Source organism: Candidatus Mycobacterium methanotrophicum, from assembly GCF_023515995.1.
GTDB classification, from domain to species: Bacteria; Actinomycetota; Actinomycetes; order Mycobacteriales; family Mycobacteriaceae; genus Mycobacterium; species Mycobacterium methanotrophicum.
The window spans coordinates 1,466,755-1,489,867 of record NZ_CP097320.1; the positions used below are offsets into that span (position 1 = coordinate 1,466,755).

Consider the following 23,113-nt stretch of genomic DNA (forward strand, 5'->3'; position numbering starts at 1 on the left):
TGCTGCCTTCGTCAGACTGTAGTGCAACCGATAACGTGGTAGGCGTGGCAGCGCCGGAGAAAGAGGTGCGTGCCCCGCGCGCCAGGATGACCGGCAGCGAGCGGCGGCATCAGCTCATCGATATTGCCCGGTCGCTGTTTGCCGAGCGCGGCTACGAGGGCACCTCGATCGAGGAGGTCGCGCTGCGCGCCAACGTGTCCAAACCCGTCGTCTACGAGCACTTCGGCGGCAAGGAGGGGCTGTACGCGGTCGTCGTCGACCGGGAGATGTCGGCCCTGCTGGATGGCATCACGTCGTCGCTGACCAACAATCGATCGCGGGTGCGGGTCGAGCGGGTGGCGCTGGCGTTGCTGACCTACGTCGAGGAACGCACCGACGGCTTTCGCATCATGATCCGCGACTCGCCGGCGGCCATCAGCTCGGGCACCTATTCCAGTCTGCTCAACGACGCTGTCAGCCAGGTCAGCTCGATCCTGGCCGGCGATTTCGCCCGTCGGGGCCTGGATCCCGGTCTTGCGCCGCTGTACGCCCAGGCATTGGTCGGCTCGGTGTCGATGACCGCCCAGTGGTGGCTCGACACCCGCGAACCCAAGAAGGAAGTCGTGGCCGCGCATCTGGTCAACCTGATGTGGAATGGCCTGACCCATCTGGAAGCCGACCCGCACCTGCAGGACGAATGAGCTTGCGGCCGCGCGTGCAAGGGACTGGGTATTTGCGGGCGCGACAGTGTATTTCGTATTTCGCGCCGCATGTTGAGACCCGCTGCTTGTCGCTCATTCCGCCTTCGACGGCTACGAAGTTGCGCCCGCCGGGCTAGAAATTGACGACGTTCGGCCCTCAACTTCGCCCGCATAGAATGGCGCCATCATGACCGCACCGGGGCCTGCCGGAACCACGACCCCGATCGCGGGGCTCGTCGAATTCGCGTTGCGCGCGCCGACGCTGCAGCGACTCGTCGACCTCGCCGCCGATCGACCCGACGACCTGACGCTGGTCGGCCCGGCCGGCGCCCGGCTGGTCGTTGCCAGCGCGCTGGCCCGACACGGTCCAATACTGGTGGTCACCGCGACCGGCCGCGAGGCCGATGACCTGACCGCAGAACTGCGCGGCGTCTTCGGCGACTCCGCCGCAATGTTCCCGTCCTGGGAGACGCTGCCCCACGAACGGCTCTCACCGGGTGTCGACACCGTCGGCGCCCGGCTGATGCTGCTGCGCCGGCTGGCCCACCCCGACGACGCCCGGCTGGGCCCGCCGCTGCGGGTGGTGGTCACCGCGGTCCGCTCGCTGCTGCAGCCGATGGCCCCGCAGCTGGGCTTGCTGGAGCCGCTCAACTTGGCCGTCGGCGAGGACACCGCCGCCGACGGGGGGTTCGAAGGGGTTGTCACCCGGCTGGTCGAGCTGGCCTACACCCGGGTGGACATGGTCGCTGGACGCGGCGAATTCGCCGTCCGCGGGGGCATCCTCGACATCTTCGCCCCGACCGCCGAGCACCCGGTGCGGGTCGAGTTCTGGGGCGACGAGGTCACCGAGATGCGGATGTTCTCGGTTGCCGACCAGCGGTCGATGCCCGAGATCAGCGTCGGGCACCTGGTCGCGGTCGCCTGCCGCGAGCTGTTGTTGACCGGCGAGGCGCGGGCCCGGGCCGCCGAGCTGGCCCGGCAGCAGCCGCCACCCGAGCACGGCGGCAGCGGCGGTGTCGCCGACATGCTGGCCAAACTCGCCGAGGGCATCCCGGTCGATGGGATGGAGGCGTTGCTGCCGATGCTAAGGCCCGACGACTTGTCGCTGCTGACCGACCAGCTGGCCGACGGCGCACCGGTGCTGGTCTGCGACCCGGAAAAGGTCCGCACCCGGGCGGCCGACCTGATCAAGACCGGGCGCGAGTTCCTCGAGGCGTCCTGGTCGGTGGCCGCGTTAGGCGGCGATTCGCCCATCGACGTCGAGCAGCTCGGCGGCTCGGGATTCCGCGAACTCGACGAGGTGCGGGCCGCTACCCGGCGATCCGGCCACCCGTGGTGGACGCTGAGCCAGCTTTCCGATGAGTCGGCGATCGAGCTGGACGTCCGGGCCGCGCCGTCGGCCCGCGGTCATCAGCGCGACATCGACGAGATCTTTGCGATGCTGCGTGCCCATGTGTCGACGGGTGGGGTCGCCGCGGTTGTCGCGCCGGGAACCGGGACCGCACACCGGGTGGTCGAGCAGCTGGCCGAATCTGACACGCCCGCGACGACGTTGGAGCCGGGAGCTGAACCCCAGCCGGGCGTGGTCGGGGTGCTCAAAGGCCCGCTGCGCGACGGCTTGATAGTCGGCGGGCCGCCGGGTGCAGGGCTGGTCATCATCACGGAGACCGATCTGACCGGCAACCGGATAACCGCAACGGACGGGAAAAGGCTTGCCGCTAAACGCCGTAACACTGTCGACCCGCTGGCTTTGACCGCCGGCGACTTGGTGGTCCACGACCAGCACGGCATCGGCCGATTCGTGGAGATGACCGAGCGCACCGTCGGCGGAGCCCGGCGAGAGTATCTGGTGCTGGAGTACGCGTCGAGCAAAAGAGGCCGCAATGACACCGACAAGCTTTATGTGCCAATGGATTCGCTGGACCAGCTGTCCCGCTATGTCGGTGGGCAGGCGCCGGCGCTGAGCCGGTTCGGCGGCAGCGACTGGACCAACACCAAGACCAAGGCCCGCAAAGCGGTCAGGGAGATCGCCGGCGAGCTGGTGTCGCTGTACGCCAAGCGGCAGGCCTCGGCGGGACACGCGTTCGGCACGGACACCCCGTGGCAGGCCGAAATGGAGGATGCCTTCGGCTTCACCGAAACTCATGACCAGCTGACTGCGATCACCGAGGTCAAAGCAGACATGGAGAAACCGATCCCGATGGACCGGGTGATCTGCGGCGACGTCGGCTACGGCAAGACCGAGATCGCGGTGCGGGCGGCGTTCAAGGCGGTGCAGGACGGCAAGCAGGTCGCGGTGCTGGTGCCCACCACGCTGCTGGCCGATCAGCATCTGCAGACCTTCACCGAACGGATGGCAGGCTTCCCGGTCCGGATCAAAAGCTTGTCGCGCTTCACCGATGGCAGCGAATCGCGCGCGGTGCTCGACGGGCTGGCCGACGGTTCAGTGGACATCGTCATCGGCACCCATCGGCTGTTGCAGACCGGGGTGCGGTGGAAGGACCTCGGCTTGGTGGTCGTCGACGAGGAACAGCGCTTCGGCGTCGAGCACAAGGAGCACATCAAGTCGCTGCGCACCCATGTCGACGTGCTGACGATGAGCGCCACCCCCATCCCGCGCACGCTGGAGATGAGCTTGGCCGGGATCCACGAGATGTCAACTATTTTGACGCCGCCCGAGGACCGCTACCCGGTGCTGACCTACGTCGGGCCGCACGACGACAAGCAAGTCGCCGCGGCGCTGCGCAGAGAACTGCTGCGCGACGGGCAGGCTTTCTACGTGCACAACCGGGTCAGCTCCATCGACCAGGCGGCGGCTCGGGTGCGGCAGATGGTGCCCGAGGCGAAAGTTGCCGTCGCGCATGGACAAATGCCCGAGGACCTGCTGGAAACCACCGTCGAAGGTTTCTGGAACCGCGAAATCGACATCCTGGTGTGCACCACGATCATCGAGACCGGTCTGGACATCGCCAACGCCAACACCTTGATCGTCGAGCGCGCCGACACCTTCGGGCTGGCCCAGCTGCACCAGCTACGAGGCCGGGTGGGCCGGAGCCGCGAACGTGGTTACGCCTATTTCCTTTATCCCCAACACGCCCCGCTGACGGAGACCGCCTACGACCGGTTGGCGACGATCGCACAGAACAACGAACTCGGCGCCGGCATGGCGGTGGCGATGAAGGATTTGGAGATTCGCGGCGCCGGCAATGTGCTGGGTGTCGAGCAGTCCGGACATGTCGCTGGGGTCGGCTTTGATCTGTATGTGCGACTGGTGGGCGAGGCCGTCGAGGCTTATCGCGCCGCGGCTGACGGAAAGACCGTCACTACTGCCGAGGAACCCAAAGACGTGCGGATCGACTTGCCGGTCGACGCGCACCTGCCGCCGGACTACATCCCCAGCGATCGGCTCCGGCTGGAGGGCTACCGACGGCTGGCCGCCGCGGCCGACAACGCCCAAGTCGATGCTGTTGTCGAAGAGCTTTTTGACCGCTACGGCACGCTGCCCGAAACCGCGCAGCGGCTGGTGGCGGTGGCACGGCTCCGGCTGTTGTGCCGGGCCGTCGGCATCACCGAAGTGTCGGCGGCGTCGGCGGCCACGGTGCGGCTGGCGCCGATCACCCTGCCGGACTCCGCGCAGGTGCGATTGGCGCGGATGTATCCGGGTGCGCGTTACCGGGCGACGACGTCGACGGTGCAGGTACCGATTCCGCGCGCCGGTGGCGTCGGCGCCCCACGAATCCGTGATCTCGAGCTGGTGCAAATGGTGGCCGATTTGGTATCGGCGCTGGATGGAAAGCCGGGAGATTCCAGCAGGGTTGATATAACAAAACCGTCGGCTATGCGCAGTGAGGAGCGGCGAGCAAGGTGACTGTCGTCTTGGCCGACCCTCGCCGACCGTCGCTGGTCCCGGTGGAAGCCGTCGAGTTGCTCGCCGGTGATGTGCAGTACACCGAGGAGATGCCGGTCGCGGTGCCTTGGACGCTGCCGGCAGCACGCCCCGCGCACACCGGACGCGACGCCCCGGTGCTGCTGTCCTCAGACCCCGACCACCCGTCGGTCAAGGCTCGATTAGCCGCCGGCGAGCGACTGATTTCTGCGCCCGATCAACAGCCAGGGGAGCGGCTGCTCGACGCGGTCGCGATGATGGACAAACTGCGAACCGCCGGACCGTGGGAACGTGAGCAGACTCACGACTCGCTGCGCCGGTTCCTGTTGGAAGAGACCTACGAGGTCTTCGACGCCGTGCGTAGCGGCGATGCCGACGCGTTGCGCGAAGAGCTCGGCGACGTGCTGCTGCAGGTGCTGTTCCACGCCCGCATCGCCGAGGACGCGCCGCAGCATCCGTTCGGCATTGACGATGTCGCCGATACACTGCTCCGCAAATTGGGCAACCGGGCTCCACGGGTCCTCGCCGGAGAAGAGATTTCGCTCCACGACCAGTTGGCTCAGTGGGAGGAGCGCAAGGCCGTAGAGAAGCGGGCAAAAAGGGCAAAGAAAGCGACGCCCTCGGTGTTTGACGACCTGCCGACCGCTCAGCCGGCTCTAGCGTTGGCGCACAAGGTGGTTCAACGCGTCACCCGGGCGGGCTTACCGGCCGATCTGATCCCATCGGAAGTTACCTCGATCACGGTTACTGCGGATGTCGACGCTGAAAATGCTTTACGCGCAGTAGTTTTGGGATTCATGGATACTGTCCGAAGTGCCGAGAAAGCGATCACGGCTGACCGCCGCGGAGACGACGTACCCGCAGAGCTCGATGTGGCTCCAGTCGGCGTGATCACCGAGAAGGAGTGGCGGGTTCACTGGCTGCCTGACGCCGAGGCGCAGGTGGTCGCCGACGAGGCCGAGGAGCCGGCGGACGACGAGCCAATCGGCTCAGCGAACCTCAATAAATCGTCGGGCATCGTCGCTGGACAACTGGGGATTGGCCCAGACGCGGCGGCGAGGGGCTGCTGACCTACTCGAATCCCGTGGGACCATGGTCGGGTAATCGTATGTAGGGGGCTGTCGTGTCGCCGGTGCGTTGGCTGCGGGCGTTCGCCGTCGTGGGGGCGACAGCGCTGCTCTTGGCATCAAGCTGTAGCTGGCAGCTGGGCCCCTACATTCTCAAGGGTGTGCCGCCGCCCCCGGGGGCTGCAGTGCCACCGGTCGGCACCCACGTCAAAGGCCGGCCCGCCGATCAGCTGCGCCAGTGGGCCATTGCACATGCTCCGGCACTGAAAATCCCGGTCACCGCGCTGGAGGCCTACGGCTACGCCGCGCGGGTCGCCGAGGTGGAAAACCCGAGCTGCCACGTCGCGTGGACGACCCTGGCCGGTATCGGTGAGGTCGAGAGCCACCACGGCACTTACCACCACGCGGTCCTGTCTGCCAACGGAGATGTGCGCCCCCCGATCAGGGGCGTGGTGCTCGACGGGAGCAATGGCACCTTGCGCATCGTCGACAGCGAGGCGGGCGGCATGGACGCCGGCTTCAATGCCGTGCGGGCCATGGGACCGATGCAGTTCATCCCCGAGACGTGGCGTGAGTACGGGGTGGATGCCAACAACGACGGCGTGGTCAGCGTGGACAACATTGACGATGCCGCGTTGTCGGCCGCGGGTTATCTCTGTTGGCGCGGGAAGGACCTCGCCACACCGCGAGGGTGGATGGAGGCGCTGCGGGCGTACAACTACTCCGACGTGTATGCCCGAGCCGTACGCGACTGGGCGACCGCCTATGCCGCGGGGCGCCCGCTCTGAGCAGGCTCTAGGCTACCGATGGCAGTACCTCTAGGCTACCGATGGCAGTACTTAGCCCTTACCACGCCCTTACCACGCTAAGGAGAACTCAGTGCCGATTATCGAGCAGGTCGGAGCCCGCGAGATCCTGGACTCGCGCGGCAACCCGACGGTCGAGGTCGAGGTGGCCCTCATCGACGGGACATTCGCACGGGCCGCGGTGCCGTCCGGAGCGTCGACCGGCGAGCATGAGGCCGTCGAATTGCGCGACGGCGGCGACCGCTACGGCGGCAAGGGTGTGAAGAAGGCCGTGCAGGCTGTGCTCGACGAAATCGCACCGGCTGTCATCGGGCTGTCCGCCGACGATCAGCGGCTGGTCGATCAGGCGCTGCTCGACCTGGACGGCACCCCGGACAAGTCGCGGTTGGGCGCCAACGCCATCCTCGGGGTATCCCTGGCGGTCAGCAAGGCGGCCGCCGATTCCGCCGAGTTGCCGCTGTTCCGCTATCTCGGCGGTCCCAACGCGCACATCCTGCCGGTGCCGATGATGAACATCCTCAACGGCGGCGCGCACGCCGACACCGCCGTGGACATCCAGGAGTTCATGGTGGCCCCGATCGGGGCGCCGAGCTTCTACGAAGCGCTGCGCTGGGGCGCCGAGGTCTACCACGCGCTGAAGGCGGTGCTGAAGAAACAGGGCCTGTCCACCGCCGTGGGCGACGAGGGTGGCTTCGCCGCCGACGTGGCCAACACCAAGACCGCGCTGGATCTGATCAGCCGGGCCATCGAATCCGCCGGTTTCAAACCCGGCCCCGATGTGGCGCTCGCTCTCGATGCCGCGGCCACCGAGTTCTACACCGGCGGCATCGGTTACAAGTTCGAGGGGAACACCCGCTCCGCTGAGCAGATGACCGAGTTCTACGCCGGCCTCGTGGGTGCATACCCGCTGGTATCCCTCGAAGATCCACTGTCCGAAGATGATTGGGACGGTTGGACGGCCCTGACGACGGTGATCGGCGACCGGGTGCAGATCGTCGGCGACGACATTTTCGTCACCAATCCCGAACGGCTGGAAGAAGGCATCGAGCGCGGTGTCGCGAATGCGTTGCTGGTCAAGGTTAACCAGATCGGGACACTGACTGAGACGCTCGACGCCGTCGCGCTGGCGCACCACAGCGGATACCGGACGATGATGAGCCACCGCAGCGGCGAAACCGAGGACACCACCATCGCCGATCTCGCGGTGGCTGTCGGGAGCGGACAGATCAAGACCGGCGCACCGGCGCGCAGCGAGCGCGTCGCCAAGTTCAACCAGCTGCTTCGGATCGAGGAAGCGCTCGGCGATGCTGCCCGCTACGCCGGCGACCTGGCGTTCCCGCGGTACGCGCCGGAAGCCGGTTAGCCGATAGGGATCATGCCCGAATCGAAACGGCCAGAACCGAAGCGGCGCTCACAGGCGCCGCGACCGGCCCGGGCCGGCGATTCGAAACGGGGCCGGACGCGCAAGTCGCCGGCAGCCCGCCCCGCGCCGAACGCGTCGCGTGCCATGCCAGATCCGGTCGAACCGATCAAACATGCGATCGTCGAATCGGCCGAGCAACGCTCCGAGCAACGGCTCGGGCTGACGGCGCGGCGAGCGGCGATCCTGGCCGCGGTTGTCTGCGTGCTGACGCTGACCATCGCCGGCCCGGTCCGCACCTATTTCGCGCAGCGCACCGAGATGAAACAGCTGGCTGCCTCCGAAGCTGCTCTGCGGCAACAAATCGCCGAGCTCGAGGCGCAGAAGGGCAAACTCGGTGACCCGGCTTACATTGCGGCCCAAGCCCGCGAGCGTCTGGGGTTCGTGAAGCCGGGTGACGTCCCATATCAGGTACAGCTCCCCCCCTCGGTGGCCGTACCCGCCCAGCAGGGCCCCCAGCCGGAGCCCGCGGCTACAGGCGATCCTTGGTACACGTCGCTGTGGCACACCATCGCCGACACCCCGCACGGTCCGCCGAGTGTCACCCCGCCGCCGCCTGCCCCACCGAGTCCGCCGCCGCCCGGTGGTTGACCCTGACGACCTCGACGCGGTGGCGCGCCAGCTCGGCCGCAAGCCGCGTGGCGTACTTCAGATCGCTTACCGGTGTGCCAGCGGTGAGCCCGGCGTGGTCAAGACTGCGCCCAAACTACCTGACGGCACAGCATTTCCGACCCTGTACTACCTGACGCACCCGGCGCTCACCGCGGCGGCGAGCAGGTTGGAATCCTCGGGAATGATGCGGGAGATGACGCAGCGGCTGCGATGCGATCCCGACCTGGCCGCCGCCTACCGACGGGCACATGAGTTGTATCTGGCGGAGCGGGATGCCATCGAGCCACTGGGGACGGAGTTTTCCGCCGGTGGCATGCCCAACCGGGTCAAGTGTCTGCATGCGCTGATCGCGCACTCGCTGGCAAAAGGCCGGGGAACCAACCCGCTTGGCGACGAGGCGCTGGCCGTGCTGGCGGCCGACCCGTCGATGGCCGGGATTTTGGCGCCGCGGGAGTGGATGTGACGCGCGCGGGCGACGATGCAGAGCGGAGCGATGCTGAGGAGCGGCGCAGATGAGCAGGGTCGCCGCAATCGACTGTGGTACCAACTCGATCCGGTTGCTGATCGCCGACGCGGTCGACGGGCAGCTGTGTGACGTGCACCGCGAGATGCGCATCGTGCGGCTCGGTCAGGGCGTCGACGCAACCGGCCGATTCGCGCTGGATGCTCTCGCGCGCACCCGCGCCGCGCTCGTCGACTACGTGGCGCTATGCGCGACGCACGGCGTTGACCGGATCCGCATGGTCGCAACGTCGGCCGCGCGCGATGCCGGCAATCGCGATGTCTTCTTCGCGATGACGGCCGATGTGCTGGGCGGCGTGCTCGACGGTTCGGTCGCCGAGGTGATCACCGGCGCCGAAGAGGCCGAACTCTCATTCCGTGGAGCGGTCAACGAATTAGGCTCCGCCGCGGCGCCTTTCGTCATCGTCGACTTGGGTGGCGGCTCGACCGAGATCGTGCTCGGCACGGACACCGTGGTGGCGAGCTTTTCGGCCGACATCGGCTGCGTGCGGCTGACCGAGCGCTGTCTGCATTCGGACCCGCCAACGGCCGCTGAGGTTGCGGCTGCCCGCTCAGTGGTTCGCGAACGGCTCGGCGGTGCGCTGTGCGCCGTCCCAGTCCAACAGGCCCGCACCTGGGTGGGCGTGGCCGGCACGATGACAACGATCGCGGCGCTGGCGCACAACATGACGACGTACGACTCTGCGGCCATTCATCTTTCGCGGGTCAGCATGGACCGGCTGCTCGTGGTGTGCGACGACGTCATCGGCATGTCTCGCGCACAGCGCGCCGCGCTCGGACCGATGCACGCCGGACGCGCCGACGTGATCGGCGGTGGCGCGATCGTCGTCGAGGAATTGGCGTTCGCACTGCATGAGCGCGCCGGCATTGACGCGTTGACGGTCAGCGAGCGCGACATCCTGGACGGCATCGCGCTCTCGATCGCCGACTGATCTCGCGCCCCACCCACGGGAACCGGAGCAGACCAGTGGGAGTCCTATATGTCATGAGCACACCCGCTGGTAGCAACACGCTGAGCACCGATTTCGATCTGATGCGCTCGGTGGCCGGGTCCATCGACACCCGCAATGAAGAGATCCGGACGACGCTGCAGGCATTCATCGGTCGCATGAGCAGCGTGCCGCCGTCAGTGTGGGGCGGAGCCGCGGCAGCGCGCTTCAAAGACGTGGTGCAGCGGTGGAACGCGGAGTCGATGAAACTCCACCATGCCCTCCACGGCATCGCGGAGACCATCCGCCTTAACGAAGCCGCATTGCGGGAATCGGCCGACAACCATGCGCACCACATCGGCACCGCCGGCGGGGATCTGTGAGGCCAGCACCCGTGGACCCACAATTGGCGTACAACTTCGACGAGATCGAATGCTCGGTTCGCCAGGAAATTCACGCCACCTCCGCCCGCTTCAACGCCGCGCTACAGGAGCTGAAATCTCAGGTTGCGCCGCTGCAAGAACTGTGGACCCGGGAAGCTGCCGCTGCTTACGGGATCGAGCAGCTGAGGTGGCATCAGGCGGCGACGGCGCTCAACGAAATCCTGGTCGACCTGGGCAACGCGGTACGTGCCGGCGCCGAGGATGTCGCGGCCGCCGATCACCGGGCAGCCGGGGTGTGGGCACGATAGGCGCTGGTCAGATTAAGACTCTGCGCGGTCCCGGCGGCAGGGAGAGGCCGCGGGACCGCGCAGCGCTACCTCGGGTCGAGCGTTTTGACCTGCGTGGATGACGGCCGGTAAGCTGCACCGTTGGCGTGCGGTACGCCGGGGCTCGGGTCAACGTCGGTCGCCGAGACACTCCCTTGCCGCGGACGCCTGACCGGCACCCGGTCACACCGGGATCCAACCCGAGAAAGAAGGTAAGCGCTGTGTCTACCTACGCGCCGAAGGCGGGTGACACCACGCGGGCGTGGTATGTCATCGACGCCACGGACGTGGTGCTCGGCCGCCTTGCCGTCGCGGCAGCCACCCTGCTGCGCGGCAAGCACAAGCCGACATTCACCCCCAATGTTGATGGCGGCGACTTCGTCATCGTCATCAACGCCGAAAAGATCGCCCTCAGCGGCGACAAACTGCACAAGAAGCTGGCTTACCGCCACTCGGGTTATCCCGGCGGGCTGCGGAAACGCACGATCGGCGAGCTGATGGAGAAGCACCCAGACCGGGTAGTCGAAAAGGCGATCGTCGGCATGCTGCCAAAGAACAAGCTCGGCCGCCAGATCAAGCGCAAGCTGCGTGTCTACGCCGGGTCGCAACACCCGCACACCGCCCAGCAGCCCGTTACATACCAGATCAAGCAGGTGGCCCAATGACCGAAATCAATGAAGCAACCGACGCAACCGAAGCCACCGAATCCGCTGAAGCCACCGAAGCCGCTGAAGCCACCGAAGCCGCTGAAGCCGCTGAAACCCCCGAGGCTGTCGCCGCGCCGGCGAGGCGGGCGGACTCCTTCGTCATCGAGCGTCCGATCCAAACGGTCGGTCGCCGCAAGGAGGCCGTGGTCCGGGTGCGGCTGGTGCCCGGTAGCGGCAAATTCGACCTCGACGGCCGCAGCCTAGAGGCCTACTTCCCCAACAAAGTGCACCAGCAGCTGATCAAGGCGCCGCTGGTGACTGTCGACCGGCTCGAGAGCTTCGACATCTTCGCCCACCTCGATGGCGGCGGTCCATCTGGCCAGGCCGGCGCACTGCGCCTGGCCATCGCCCGGGCACTGATTCTGGTTTCGCCCGAGGACCGGCCCGCTTTGAAGAAGGCCGGCTTCTTGACTCGTGACCCGCGTGCCATCGAGCGCAAGAAGTACGGCCTGAAGAAGGCTCGCAAGGCGCCCCAGTACAGCAAGCGCTAATATCCAGCGCGGTTACGACCGGGTACCGGTTGGGCGCCGGTCTGCGTTATTGGGTAGTCGCGTACGTGCAGGGCCGTCGATTGTGAGAGGTTTGTCCGCATGGGTCGACTGTTCGGCACCGACGGCGTCCGCGGAGTCGCCAACCGCGAGCTGACCGCTGAGCTCGCACTGGCCTTGGGTGCTGCGGCTGCCCGGCGGCTCTCGAGCCCGGGCGGCGCGCGCCGGCGGGTCGCTGTGGTCGGTCGCGATCCGCGAGCCAGCAGCGAGATGCTCGAAGCCGCAGTGATCGCCGGGCTGGCCAGCGAAGGCGTTGACGCGCTGCGGGCCGGGGTGCTGCCGACCCCGGCGGTGGCCTATCTGACCGGCGCCTACGACGCCGACTTCGGGGTGATGATCTCCGCGTCGCACAACCCGATGCCCGATAACGGCATCAAGATCTTCGGGCCGGGCGGCCACAAACTCGACGACGCCACCGAGGACGAGGTCGAAGATTTGGTCGCCGAAGGGCCGGGGCTGCGTCCCGTCGGCGCGGGGCTCGGGCGGGTGGTCGACGCCGAGGATGCGCTCGACCGCTACCTGCGCCACGTCGGCAGGGCCGGCACCGCTCGGCTCGACGGGTTGACTGTCGTCGTCGACTGCGCCCATGGCGCGGCATCAGCGGCCGCGCCGCGCGCCTACCGGGCCGCCGGTGCGCGGGTCATCGCGATCAATGCCGAACCCAACGGGCTCAACATCAACGAGCGGTGTGGGTCGACACATCTGGATGCCCTGCGCGCGGCGGTGCTGACTCAAGGCGCCGACCTGGGTCTTGCGCACGACGGGGACGCCGACCGGTGCCTGGCGATCGATGCTGCCGGCGAGGTCGTCGACGGTGACCACCTGATGGTGATTCTGGCGCTGGCGATGCACGAATCCGGCGAGTTGGCCAACAACACGTTGGTGGCTACCGTGATGAGTAATCTCGGGCTGCATTTGGCGATGCGCGCGGCCGGTGTGACCGTTCGCACTACCAGCGTCGGTGACCGTTACGTGTTGGAAGAGCTGCGATCCGGTGACTACAGCCTCGGCGGCGAGCAATCGGGGCACATCGTGCTGCCCGGCTTGGCCACCACCGGCGACGGCATTCTCATCGGTCTGCGGCTGATGTCGCGGATGGCGCAGACGAGCTCGTCGCTGGCCACGCTGGCCTCGGCGATGCACACCCTGCCGCAGGTGCTGATCAACGTCGAGGTCGCTGACAGGGCCGCCGCCATCGCCGCACCTTCCGTTTGCTCTGCCGTGAAACAGGCGGAGGCGCAGCTTGGTGATACCGGTCGAATCCTATTGCGGCCCTCGGGAACCGAGCAGCTGATTCGAGTCATGGTGGAAGCGGGCGACGAGCACACGGCTCACCGGCTCGCCACCCTGGTGGCCGAGACGGTCCGCACTCAGCACTAACAGTCTGGTTGCTCGGCTCCTTCTCGGGCCGCTTTGCGGCCCGCATCGTCGCCTTCGTGGAACTCCCGGACGCCGTGATACGTCGAACCCGGTATGGGACAACAAAATGCGTTCGTCGACGCCGCGGCCATGCGGATGGTCGCGAATCGATTCGATGACACCGCGCAACGCATCGACGACGCGCTGCGCACCCGCGTTGCCAGGTTGGCCTTCGACGGTGTCACCGCCGGACGGGCCTATACCGGTCACGGCGACGCGCTGCGGTTCGCCCTGAATCGGCTGGCCGGCGAGCTTTCGAAATGGGCACGAGCGAGCGTGGAGATCGCCGCAGCGCTGCGGGCAAGTGCCGACCGCTACGCCGAGGCCGACCTGAGTGCTGCCGGCCGGGTGAATCTTGGCTGACCCGCGGCGACGATGCAGTGGGGGCACCCCCCGGCCGCGCAGCGGCGAGGGGGAGAAGCGATGAGGAGGAGCGGCGCATATGGCCGGTCGTTGTGACGTGGCGGCGCGGCTGGCCGAGGGCCGGCCCGCCGTCGAGCACACGCAGACCTACGTGCAGGCATGCCACGAGCTCGGCTATCAGCACCCCGACCTGACCGCGCACGCTTCGCAGGTCCACGGCTGGTATGACACCGAAGCCGGGCTTGACCTTCGTATTCTCGACGACGACAGCGCTGAACTTCACGCTGCCGCCAATACTCTCGATGAGGCGCTGTGGCTGCAGCGAATGCAGGTGGCCGAGATCGCGGCGGCCTGGACGGGTTTGGGAGCCGACTCGGCGACGGCGTTTCTGCAACGCCACTGCGACAACGCGGCGCAGCTGGCCGCGCATGTCCGCGCCGCGGCCGAGGAATATGCGGTGTTGCGTGACACCCTGTGGCAGCTTGTGGACCGCAAAGCCGCGACGGCCGTCGCCATCGACGATCGCAGGGTGGGGGAGCGGTCAGCTTGGCTGGCCGCCGCACACACGGTGACGGCCGGGGTGGGCGAACGATCAGCGGCCGAAGAACTCGTCCGCCTGCACATTACTCCGTACGTGGACAACGATATTCGCGACGACTGGTTGGGCGCCATGCGCTCGACCACCGCGTCGGTGAAGGCGTCCTACGACGAAGCGATCCACGCGCTGGCCTCGGCGCGCGAGGTGTGCTTCGAGATTCCGGGCGAGCTGGGTCCACGCCGGCCACCGGTGTTCGACGAGCCGCTCGCGCCAACCCCGGCCACGGCGACCGTGCCCCGGATGCCACCGCCGGCCGCTGTCGTGCCCACGGTGCCCGCTGCGGTTGCTGCTCCGGCGCCGCCAGCGCAACCGCCGCCAGCGCAACCGCCGCCAGCGCAACCGCCGCCAGCGCCTGCAGACCTGGGCGCGCCGCTGGGCGATGCCGCTGGATTATCCACCGGCGCGGGTAATCTCGGAAGCCTTGGCGGGCTCGCCGGCAGCCTTGGCGGGCTCGTCGGCGAGGTCGTCGACGGCATCGGCGGCCTACTGGGTTCGTTGGCCGACGGGCTCTCCGATCCTTCGGGTTCCGAAGATCCGCTGTTGGACGATCCGCTGGATGCCGACGATCCGCTGGGTGACGAGACCGGCGACGAGACCGCTGACGCCCGGCCGACCGATGCAGACGCCGCCGGCGACGACGTCGGCGCCGAAGCGCCCACTGAGAACCCACCGGCGGCAAGCGATTCCGTCGACGAGCCGATAGCTCAGCAGGTCACCCCGCCGGATGCCCCGCCGCAGCCATCGCCGTCCGAAGGGCAGCCCGAACCGCCGCAGCCCGACGGGTCGACTCCCTGCGAGATCGCCGCAGACGAACTACCGCAGGCTGGGCAGTGACCGCCGACTGTGCATTGTCGGCGCGAAAATCGAACATCCCGCCGCAGGTTCACTCTCGAAGCCGCCAGCGCACACTCGATGTTGGCGCCGACGTAATCGGTAGACCGATCTCAGGGTGACCGTGTCAGCCCTTGAGCAACGCGACGAACTTTTCCTCAGCGGTTACCGGCGCCGTCTCGTGCTCGGCGGCGACGGTCTTGGGTAGCTCGACGTCTGGATCGGCGAAGGCGCGATACGTCTTGTCATCGCCGAGGACATACAGCAGATACCCGGTCAGCAGAGCACGAATCGCCTCGTGGGTCTTGCGATCCGGGCCGCTGAGGCCGAACGCCGTCGCCAGCCGACGGCCCTCAGCGAGTCCGCTGGGCTTGGCTTTGCCGACTACTCGCAGCGTGGCCGGGCGCCAGGCCCGGGATAGTCCAACGGCGTTGGAACGCAATTTCTTCGCGTCGCCGGCCGCGCTGAACACCACACCGGGCACGCTCAGGGTGGCGGCCGGTTGTTCGGCCGGCGGGCTCGTGACGGTCGGGAAAATTGCGACCACCGCCTTGGGCTTGGCTTTCATTCCGGCTGCCGCAAACACCGCGGCCGAGCCGCCGAAGCCGTGACCGACCACCCCGAGTCTGTCGGGATGCACGCTGATCTTGCCCGGGCCCAGGCGCACTCCCGCGGCGATGTCGAGTGCGGTGCCCAAATCGAAGGCCAGGTTGAGCACCGATGGTGCGAGTCCGCGTTCGGTGTCCGGGGCCGCCGCGACGACACCCCACGACGCCAGGTGCTCCAGCAGGCCCGAATAACGCTCGACGCCGGTGAGCCAGTCGTGGCCGAAGGCCACGCCCGGCAGGCTCAGCCCTGTTTCGGGTGTGTAAACCACACCGGGCAGGCCCGCAAAGGCCAAGTCGCCGCGCAGGACGTGATGCGGCCCGGGCCGGGCAAGGGCGGCAACGAGCTTGCGAGTGCTGGTCACCCGTTGACGGTAGCGCAGCCCGACGGGCTACAGCGCGTAGAGCTCTGGCAGATTGACGACGATCGCCTCTTGCGTGCTGCGAGCGATGACGACGGTGGCCGGCTGGTCTGGACTCGGATTCTCTTCGCGATGCGGCAAATAGGGCGGTATGAAGACGTAGTCGCCGGGATTGGTCGCGATCCGCACCTCTCGGTCGCCATCATGGAAGACGAAGTCGGGGTGCCCGCTCAGCACGAATATCGCCGTCTCGGATTCGCCGTGGTGGTGGTTGGCCGACATCGCCTGTGGGTGGACGTGCGTCTGACCCATCCAGAGTTTTTCCGAGCCGACCGTGCGTCCACTGATCGCGGCGAAGCGCTGCATGCCCTCGCTTTGCGCGGTATCGGCATCGATGTCAGCGGACTTGACATGGTGCACTCGATTGCGCCCGACCCGCTGGGTTTGCTGCAAGTCGGGATGAAACCCGTCATCGATCACTGGTGTCTCATTTCTGCCTCGACGGTGCCGGTTCGTCATGTCTGTCATATGTCGAGTGCGACCCGGCGGCTCGTGACTTCTTGTGCAGCAGCCTGATTGGCAGCTTACGCGCCTGTCGGCATCACTGATTCCGGATACTGGAACCCAGCCCATACCACGCTGATTCATAGGTATTCACAAGAGGATTTCCGGGCAAGCTGTATGCCCGCTCCGGTTTGCGTGGTACGAAGACGGTGTGAAAAACATTAAACGAATCGCCGCCGCGGCTGCGGTGACCACAGGTCTGGGACTTGCTGGTTTGGGCGCGGCGAGCGTTGCCCACGCCTACCCGGGGCCGATGCCGGACTATCACTGGTGCCCCGGCCAGAACTGGAACCCGGCCTGGGGTAACAACTGGGACTCGGGCCGCTGCCACGACGACAACTACGACGACGGCGAGCCCCACGACCAGGGCCACTGGCACGGCCAAGGCGATTGGCACCCTGACGGCGGCCCGGGTGGCCCCGGCGGCCCGGGTGGTCCCGGGCGGGGTCCCGGTGGGCCGAACAACGGCGGCCAGGGCGGCTGGAACGGCGACCAAGGAGGGCGCTGACCAGCCACCTAGGCCATTGCGGTCACTTCGGGCAGGGCAGCCGGAGCAGGCCCTAGCCTGTGGTGAAAAGGCAGATACCCAGATAGGGGCTACTTTTTCCGGGAAAAACTACATGCACGACGGGCCAGTGCAGCCGCCGCAGGGGGGCGGCTGCACTACTCTGATGGGCTATGTGCGGAATCGTCGGATATGTCGGGCATCAGCCCGCTCGCGACGTCGTCGTCGACGCACTGCGCCGGATGGAATACCGCGGTTATGACTCGGCAGGTATCGCGCTGGTCGACGGGGTGGGCCAGCTGACGGTACGGCGGCGGGCTGGACGACTGTCCAATCTGGAAAGCGCGCTTGCGGACACCCAGCCCGCGGCATTGGCCGGGACTACCGGCCTCGGTCATACCCGCTGGGCGACCCACGGACGTCCGACCGACCGCAACGCGCACCCGCACCGTGACGCCGCCGGCAAGATCGCCGTCGTCCACAACGGGATCATCGAGAACTTCGTGATCCTGCGCCGCGAGCTGGAAGCAGACGGCGTCGAGTTCGCCAGCGACACCGACACCGAGGTCGCTGTCCACCTGGTGGCGCGGGCGTATCACCACGGTGACACCGCCGGCGACTTCGTCTGCTCTGTGCTGGCGGTGCTGCGCCGCCTCGAAGGCCACTTCACCCTGGTGTTCGCCAATGCCGACGAGCCGGGCACCATTGTCGCCGCGCGCCGCTCCACACCGTTGGTCGTCGGTATCGGCGACGGCGAGATGTTCGTCGGATCCGACGTGGCCGCGTTCATCGGGCACACCCGCGACGCGGTGGAACTCGGCCAGGACCAGGCCGTGGTGATCACCGCCGACAGTTATCGGATCACCGACTTCGACGGCAATGACGCCGAGAAAAGCGCACGGCATTTTCATATCGACTGGGACCTGGCCGCCGCCGAGAAGGGCGGCTACGAGTACTTCATGCTCAAGGAGATCGCCGAACAGCCCGCCGCGGTGGCCGACACACTGCTCGGGCATTTCGTCGACGGCCGGATCGTGCTCGACGAGCAGCGCCTGTCCGATCAGGAACTGCGCGAGATCGACAAGGTTTTCGTGGTCGCCTGCGGCACCGCGTATCACTCCGGGCTGCTGGCCAAGTATGCGATCGAACACTGGACCCGGCTGCCCGTCGAGGTGGAGCTGGCCAGCGAGTTCCGCTACCGCGATCCGGTGCTCGACCGCAGCACGCTGGTGGTGGCCATCTCGCAATCCGGTGAGACCGCGGACACCTTGGAGGCCGTCCGGCACGCCAAGGAGCAGAAGGCCAAGGTCCTGGCCATCTGCAACACCAACGGCAGCCAGATCCCGCGCGAATGCGACGCGGTGCTCTACACCCGCGCCGGACCGGAGATCGCGGTGGCGTCGACAAAGACGTTCCTGGCGCAGATCGCCGCCAACTACCTGGTCGGCCTGGCCCTGGCGCAGGCCCGCGGCACCAAATATCCCGACGAGGTCGAACGCGAGTACCGCGAGCTGGAGTCCATACCGGATCTAGTTGCCCAGGTCATCGCCGATATCGAACCGGTGGCCGCGCTGGCATATCGGTTCGCCCAGGCGTCGACCATCCTGTTCCTCGGTCGCCACGTCGGCTACCCGGTGGCGCTGGAAGGCGCGTTGAAACTCAAGGAACTGGCCTACATGCATGCCGAGGGTTTCGCCGCCGGTGAGCTCAAACACGGCCCGATCGCGCTGATCGAGGACGATCTGCCGGTGATCGTCGTGATGCCGTCCCCCAAGAGGTCGGCCATGCTGCACGCCAAGCTGCTGTCCAACATCCGCGAGATCCAGACCCGCGGGGCCATCACGATCGTCATCGCCGAGGAAGGCGACGACACGGTACGCCCGTACGCCGATCACTTGATCGAAATCCCCTCGGTGTCAACGCTTTTCCAGCCGCTGCTGTCGACCATTCCGCTACAGGTGTTCGCCGCCTCAGTAGCACAGGCGCGCGGCTACGACGTCGACAAGCCGCGGAATCTGGCGAAGTCGGTCACCGTCGAGTAGTGGCTGGTTTCGCTGGTCCTGCGGCCGGGCGGTTACGACACCTGGGTGGGCAGGCTCCGCTCAGACGGAAGAGGAGGCATGTGCGGCATCTGCGGTGAGATCCGCTTCGATGGGCAAGCGGCCGATGTCGACGCCGTAGTCCGGATGACCGGTGCGATGACGTCGCGCGGACCGGACGCCGACGGCCTGGTCGCGCACGGGCCGGTGGCATTCGGCCATCGGCGGCTGTCGATCATCGACCTGTCCGCGCGCGGCGCCCAACCGATGGTCGACAGCGATCTCGGGCTGACGCTGGTGTTCAACGGCTGCATCTACAACTACAAGGAGCTTCGTAAGGAGCTTGCGGCCGACGGCTACCGCTTCTTCTCGACCGCCGACAGCGAGGTCGTGATCAAGGCTTTTCACAAGTGGGGGACGCGTTGCGTCGACCGGTTCAAGGGCATGTTCGCGTTCGTCATCGCCGATCGTGACACCGGCGTCGTCACGATGGCGCGAGACCGGTTGGGCATCAAGCCGCTGTATCTGGCATCCTCCCCGGGCCGACTGCGGTTCGCGTCGACGGTACGCGCACTGCTCAAATCCGGCGGCGTGGACACCGAACTGGATCGCCAGGCACTGCACCACTACATGACATTCCACTCTGTGGTGCCTGCGCCGCGCACGGTTTACCAGGGCGTCCGCAAGCTGCCGCCGGCAACAGTGCGGGTGATCCGGCCCGACGGTTCGCATTCCGACACCGTCTACTGGAATCCCGACTTTCGTCGGCATCCGGACAAGGCGTCCTGGACGGCAGGCGACTGGCAGACCGCGCTGATGGACGCGTTGCGGGCCGGCGTGAAACGCCGAATGGTCGCCGACGTGCCGGTCGGTGTGTTGCTGTCCGGCGGCATCGACTCCTCGGTGGTGGTGGCGCTGCTCGCTGAGCAGGGCCAGCATGGGCTGGCCACCTTCAGCATCGGCTTCGACGCTGCCGACGGCGAATCCGGCGACGAGTACTTCTATTCCGACCTGGTGGCCAAGACCTTCGACACCGACCACCACAAGATCCACATCGACTCCTCGTTGTTGATCCCCGCGGTGCCGAAAACCGTTGCGGCGATGAATGAACCCATGGTCAGCCACGACTGCGTGGCTTTTTACCTGCTGTCAGAACAAGTCAGTAAATCGGTGAAGGTAGTGCAGTCCGGGCAGGGCGCCGACGAGATTTTGGCGGGCTACTTCTGGTACCCGCCGTTGGCCAACATTGCCCGCGAACAGACCACCGAGGCCTACGCGAAGGTGTTCTTCGACCGCGACCACGACGATGTGCTGTCAATCTTGGCTCCCGAGTATGGGATTGACGACGATGTGAGCCGCGCATTCGCAAGCGCGCATCAGCGGGCCCCGGGCGCCGACTCCGCGGTGGACGCCGCGCTGCGCCTGGACACTCAGGTCATGTTGGTCGACGATCCGGTCAAGCGTGTCGACTCGATGACGATGGCGTGGGGCTTGGAGGCGCGGGTGCCGTTCCTCGATCACGACTTCGTCGAGCTGGCGGCGACCTGCCCAGCCGAGCTGAAGCTGGCCTCGAACGGCAAAGGGGTGCTGAAGGATGCGTCGCGCGCGCTGCTACCGTCGGAAGTGATCGACCGGACCAAGGGCCACTTTCCGGTGCCGAGCATCCGCCACCTGCACGGCGAGTTGTTGGACATGGTGGTTGACGCGCTGACCAACGATGCTGCGCGCAGTCGCGGGCTGTATCGTGCCGAGAGCGTCAAGGCCCTGATGGCGGCGCCCAACGAGACACGGACCCGGCTGGACGCGAACTCGCTCTGGCAGCTGGGGGTGCTTGAGATGTGGCTGCAGAGCATGGAGGTGTGATCGGATGGGAGCGCAGGTGCGCGCACTTTACGGCGCATCACTGTCCCCGGACGCCACCGCATTCGCCCATCTCATCGACGACGGCGGCTATCCGCGTGCGGTGCAACGCTTCCTACGTGGCTGGCGGGCAAGCTCGTCGCGAGACGTCGAGCTGCCGGTGGATGGTCCGGTCTCTCGCGTCATCCATTCCGCCGACGGTCAGTGGCTGGCGTGCGAGGTGGCGCCCGAAGGCGGCACCCGCAGGCAGATCTGGGTCGTCACAACAGATCCCGACGATCGAATGGCGCGGCGCATCGATCGCGAAGAAGCCGGGACCGCCGACCTGATCGCCTGGGACGGCGTTCAAGTGGCGGCGATCCTGACCGGTGAGGACGGGGTGGGCCGGTCGTGCCTGATCGATCCGGCCGATGGAACTTGCGCAGTCCTGGATTGCCGATCCGGCGGCCGACTGGTCGATGCGTGGGCCGGGGCGGCGCTGATCCGGGTCGGTCCGCGCGGCTATCGCGAACTGGTCATGCTGCACGGCCAAACCGAAATCGCTTTGCTGCCCTCCGATCCGGGCTCGACCACCGACCATGGGGTGATTCTCGACGACCACCATCCGCGCCGTCTGCTCCACGGCCAGGATGGCGAGCGGACCAAGCTGTACCGGCCGGCCAAGACCTACCAAACGACCCGGAGCCGCCGGGGGTTGCGGGCTGACTGGTTCGGCCGCGGATACGTGCGGGCACTGATCCGCAGCGAAAATGGGTGCGAGCACGCGCGGTTGCTCGAGGTGACGGCCACCCACGATGGCGTCAGCTACTTCGTGGTTGCAGAACGGCCGGACTGCGACCTCGATGAGTTCGTGGTCAGTGATGACCTGTCCACGGTGGCATTGCTCTGGAATATGCAGGGCCGCAGCGAGTTACAGATCCTTCAGTACGCCGACTACACGCTGGACGAACCGATCCCGCTGCCGGGCATGGTGGCAAGCGAGTTGTCGATCAGCGCCGGGGGCTCGGTGGTCGCGATGACCCTCGAGGGACCGTCGTTGCCGCGGACCGTTGCGCTGGTGGATCCGCGCACGCGCGAATGGGAACCGATCGACCGCGAACCCAGCCGCGGTCCGATCGTCCCCGGTTTCTCGCCCGGCGCAGGCCCCGAGACGATCACCACGCGGGATGGGTTGAAGCTCAACGCATGGCTGTACCGGCCGACCGATACCGAGAGCGTGGGCGCGGTGATTTATCTGCACGGCGGGCCCGAAGGCCAGTCCCGGCCGCGCTACAACGAGTTTTTTTCCTACCTGGTCAACGACGGGATCGCCGTGTTGGCGCCGAATGTCCGCGGCTCGGGCGGTTTCGGCCGGACGTTTTCTCACGCCGACGACAAGGAGAAGCGGTTCGCGGCCATCGACGACGTCGCTGACTGTGTGAGTTTCATCGTCGAGAATGGCCTGGCCGAACCGCATCGCGTCGCCTGCGCCGGCTGGTCGTACGGTGGCTATCTCACCATGGCGGCAATGACGTTCTACCCGGCGTTGTTCGCGGCGGGTGTCACCATCTGCGGTATGAGTGACCTCACCACCTGGTATCACAACACCGAGCAGTGGATCGCCGAGGCGGCCTATGCCAAGTACGGCCACCCGATCAGCGACCGCGAGGTGCTCGAGCGACTGTCGCCGCTGCGCCGTGTCGATGCGTTGACCGCGCCGTTGCTGGTGGTGCACGGCGCTCACGACACCAACGTGCCGCCCAGCGAATCCGAGCAGATCGTCGACGCGTTGCGTGCAGCCGGCCGCGACGTGCGCTTCCTTTTCTTCAGCGACGACGGACACGCGATCATCAAACGCGAGAATCGGGCAGCGCTGGCCAGCACGATGAGCGCATGGCTCAACAGAGCATTCGGCGCCGCCGAGCCGCTCGTCGAAGTGTCATAGTGCACCCAGACCCGAGAGCAGGGCGTCGGGGTTGAATAACAGGCCAAGATCGGTGAGGTCGACGGCCGGGGTCGACCGGACCAACTCGGGCATGTTCGCCCACTCCGTCGACTCAGCGGTAGGGTGACGGACTTGCGTGACAGGGCGTACATAGGGC

At 66.9% G+C, this 23,113-nt stretch carries 21 protein-coding genes; 19 read left to right on the forward strand and 2 right to left on the reverse strand.

From position 1 onward, the window contains the following. The first annotated feature begins 86 nt into the window (after positions 1–86). The 15 genes from M5I08_RS07960 (at position 87) to M5I08_RS08030 (ending at position 15,100) form a co-directional block, all read left to right on the forward strand. Positions 87–680 carry a TetR/AcrR family transcriptional regulator gene (locus M5I08_RS07960; RefSeq protein ID WP_219067503.1) on the forward strand — a complete coding sequence of 198 codons (594 nt, stop codon included), beginning with the start codon at positions 87–89 and terminating at the stop codon, positions 678–680. 187 nt (positions 681–867) lie between these two features. Further along, positions 868–4,548 carry a transcription-repair coupling factor gene (gene mfd / locus M5I08_RS07965; protein WP_219067455.1) on the forward strand — a complete coding sequence of 1,227 codons (3,681 nt, stop codon included), beginning with the start codon at positions 868–870 and terminating at the stop codon, positions 4,546–4,548. After that, positions 4,545–5,636 carry a nucleoside triphosphate pyrophosphohydrolase gene (locus M5I08_RS07970; RefSeq protein ID WP_219067456.1) on the forward strand — a complete coding sequence of 364 codons (1,092 nt, stop codon included), beginning with the start codon at positions 4,545–4,547 and terminating at the stop codon, positions 5,634–5,636. The genes mfd and M5I08_RS07970 overlap by 4 nt, the downstream gene beginning before the upstream one ends. 53 nt (positions 5,637–5,689) lie before the next feature. Next, the gene (locus M5I08_RS07975) at positions 5,690–6,421 is read left to right on the forward strand and encodes a lytic transglycosylase domain-containing protein (RefSeq protein ID WP_219067457.1); all 732 of its coding nucleotides are present in this window, start codon (positions 5,690–5,692) and stop codon (positions 6,419–6,421) included. Between the two features lie 91 nt (positions 6,422–6,512). After that, positions 6,513–7,802, forward strand: a complete 1,290-nt coding sequence (gene eno, locus M5I08_RS07980; protein ID WP_219067458.1) for a phosphopyruvate hydratase — start codon at positions 6,513–6,515, stop codon at positions 7,800–7,802. Positions 7,803–7,814: 12 nt separating this feature from the next. Then, positions 7,815–8,450 (forward strand): FtsB family cell division protein, encoded by a 636-nt coding sequence (locus M5I08_RS07985; protein ID WP_219067459.1) that lies wholly within the window; start codon positions 7,815–7,817, stop codon positions 8,448–8,450. After that, positions 8,443–8,934, forward strand: coding sequence for a DUF501 domain-containing protein (locus M5I08_RS07990; RefSeq protein ID WP_219067460.1), 492 nt, complete (start codon positions 8,443–8,445; stop codon positions 8,932–8,934). Before M5I08_RS07985 ends, M5I08_RS07990 begins: the two co-directional genes overlap by 8 nt. A 49-nt stretch (positions 8,935–8,983) precedes the next feature. Further along, positions 8,984–9,925 (forward strand): Ppx/GppA phosphatase family protein, encoded by a 942-nt coding sequence (locus M5I08_RS07995; protein WP_219067461.1) that lies wholly within the window; start codon positions 8,984–8,986, stop codon positions 9,923–9,925. Between the two features lie 53 nt (positions 9,926–9,978). After that, a complete protein-coding gene (locus M5I08_RS08000; RefSeq protein WP_219067462.1) occupies positions 9,979–10,305 on the forward strand; it encodes a WXG100 family type VII secretion target in 327 nt (108 codons plus the stop codon). Between the two features lie 11 nt (positions 10,306–10,316). Next, positions 10,317–10,613, forward strand: a complete 297-nt coding sequence (locus M5I08_RS08005; protein WP_219067463.1) for a WXG100 family type VII secretion target — start codon at positions 10,317–10,319, stop codon at positions 10,611–10,613. Positions 10,614–10,852: 239 nt separating this feature from the next. Next, positions 10,853–11,296, forward strand: coding sequence for a 50S ribosomal protein L13 (gene rplM, locus M5I08_RS08010; protein WP_219067464.1), 444 nt, complete (start codon positions 10,853–10,855; stop codon positions 11,294–11,296). Beyond that, entirely contained in the window at positions 11,293–11,829 is a 537-nt protein-coding gene (rpsI, locus tag M5I08_RS08015) for a 30S ribosomal protein S9 (RefSeq protein ID WP_249763196.1), read from the forward strand. The genes rplM and rpsI overlap by 4 nt, the downstream gene beginning before the upstream one ends. 99 nt (positions 11,830–11,928) lie before the next feature. Then, positions 11,929–13,266, forward strand: coding sequence for a phosphoglucosamine mutase (gene glmM, locus M5I08_RS08020; protein WP_219067465.1), 1,338 nt, complete (start codon positions 11,929–11,931; stop codon positions 13,264–13,266). A gap of 93 nt (positions 13,267–13,359) precedes the next feature. After that, positions 13,360–13,668 carry a type VII secretion target gene (locus tag M5I08_RS08025; protein ID WP_219067466.1) on the forward strand — a complete coding sequence of 103 codons (309 nt, stop codon included), beginning with the start codon at positions 13,360–13,362 and terminating at the stop codon, positions 13,666–13,668. A gap of 79 nt (positions 13,669–13,747) precedes the next feature. Next, positions 13,748–15,100 (forward strand): hypothetical protein, encoded by a 1,353-nt coding sequence (locus tag M5I08_RS08030; RefSeq protein ID WP_219067467.1) that lies wholly within the window; start codon positions 13,748–13,750, stop codon positions 15,098–15,100. A 124-nt stretch (positions 15,101–15,224) separates the two neighbouring features. Here M5I08_RS08030 and M5I08_RS08035 read toward each other — a convergent pair whose 3' ends face one another. Further along, the gene (locus M5I08_RS08035; protein ID WP_219067468.1) at positions 15,225–16,067 is read right to left on the reverse strand and encodes a dienelactone hydrolase family protein; all 843 of its coding nucleotides are present in this window, start codon (positions 16,065–16,067) and stop codon (positions 15,225–15,227) included. Positions 16,068–16,094: 27 nt separating this feature from the next. After that, positions 16,095–16,541 (reverse strand): cupin domain-containing protein, encoded by a 447-nt coding sequence (locus M5I08_RS08040; RefSeq protein WP_370328626.1) that lies wholly within the window; start codon positions 16,539–16,541, stop codon positions 16,095–16,097. Between the two features lie 238 nt (positions 16,542–16,779). On the opposite strand from M5I08_RS08040, the gene M5I08_RS08045 reads away from it, so the two are divergent. The 4 genes from M5I08_RS08045 (at position 16,780) to M5I08_RS08060 (ending at position 22,956) form a co-directional block, all read left to right on the forward strand. After that, positions 16,780–17,136 (forward strand): Mtp family mycobacterial-type pilin, encoded by a 357-nt coding sequence (locus M5I08_RS08045; protein WP_219067469.1) that lies wholly within the window; start codon positions 16,780–16,782, stop codon positions 17,134–17,136. A 170-nt stretch (positions 17,137–17,306) separates the two neighbouring features. Next, positions 17,307–19,175 carry a glutamine--fructose-6-phosphate transaminase (isomerizing) gene (glmS, locus tag M5I08_RS08050; RefSeq protein ID WP_219067470.1) on the forward strand — a complete coding sequence of 623 codons (1,869 nt, stop codon included), beginning with the start codon at positions 17,307–17,309 and terminating at the stop codon, positions 19,173–19,175. Positions 19,176–19,253: 78 nt separating this feature from the next. Next, a complete protein-coding gene (locus tag M5I08_RS08055; RefSeq protein ID WP_219067471.1) occupies positions 19,254–21,035 on the forward strand; it encodes an N-acetylglutaminylglutamine amidotransferase in 1,782 nt (593 codons plus the stop codon). 4 nt (positions 21,036–21,039) lie between these two features. Beyond that, positions 21,040–22,956 (forward strand): alpha/beta hydrolase family protein, encoded by a 1,917-nt coding sequence (locus M5I08_RS08060; protein ID WP_219067472.1) that lies wholly within the window; start codon positions 21,040–21,042, stop codon positions 22,954–22,956. The last annotated feature ends 157 nt before the right edge of the window (positions 22,957–23,113 follow it).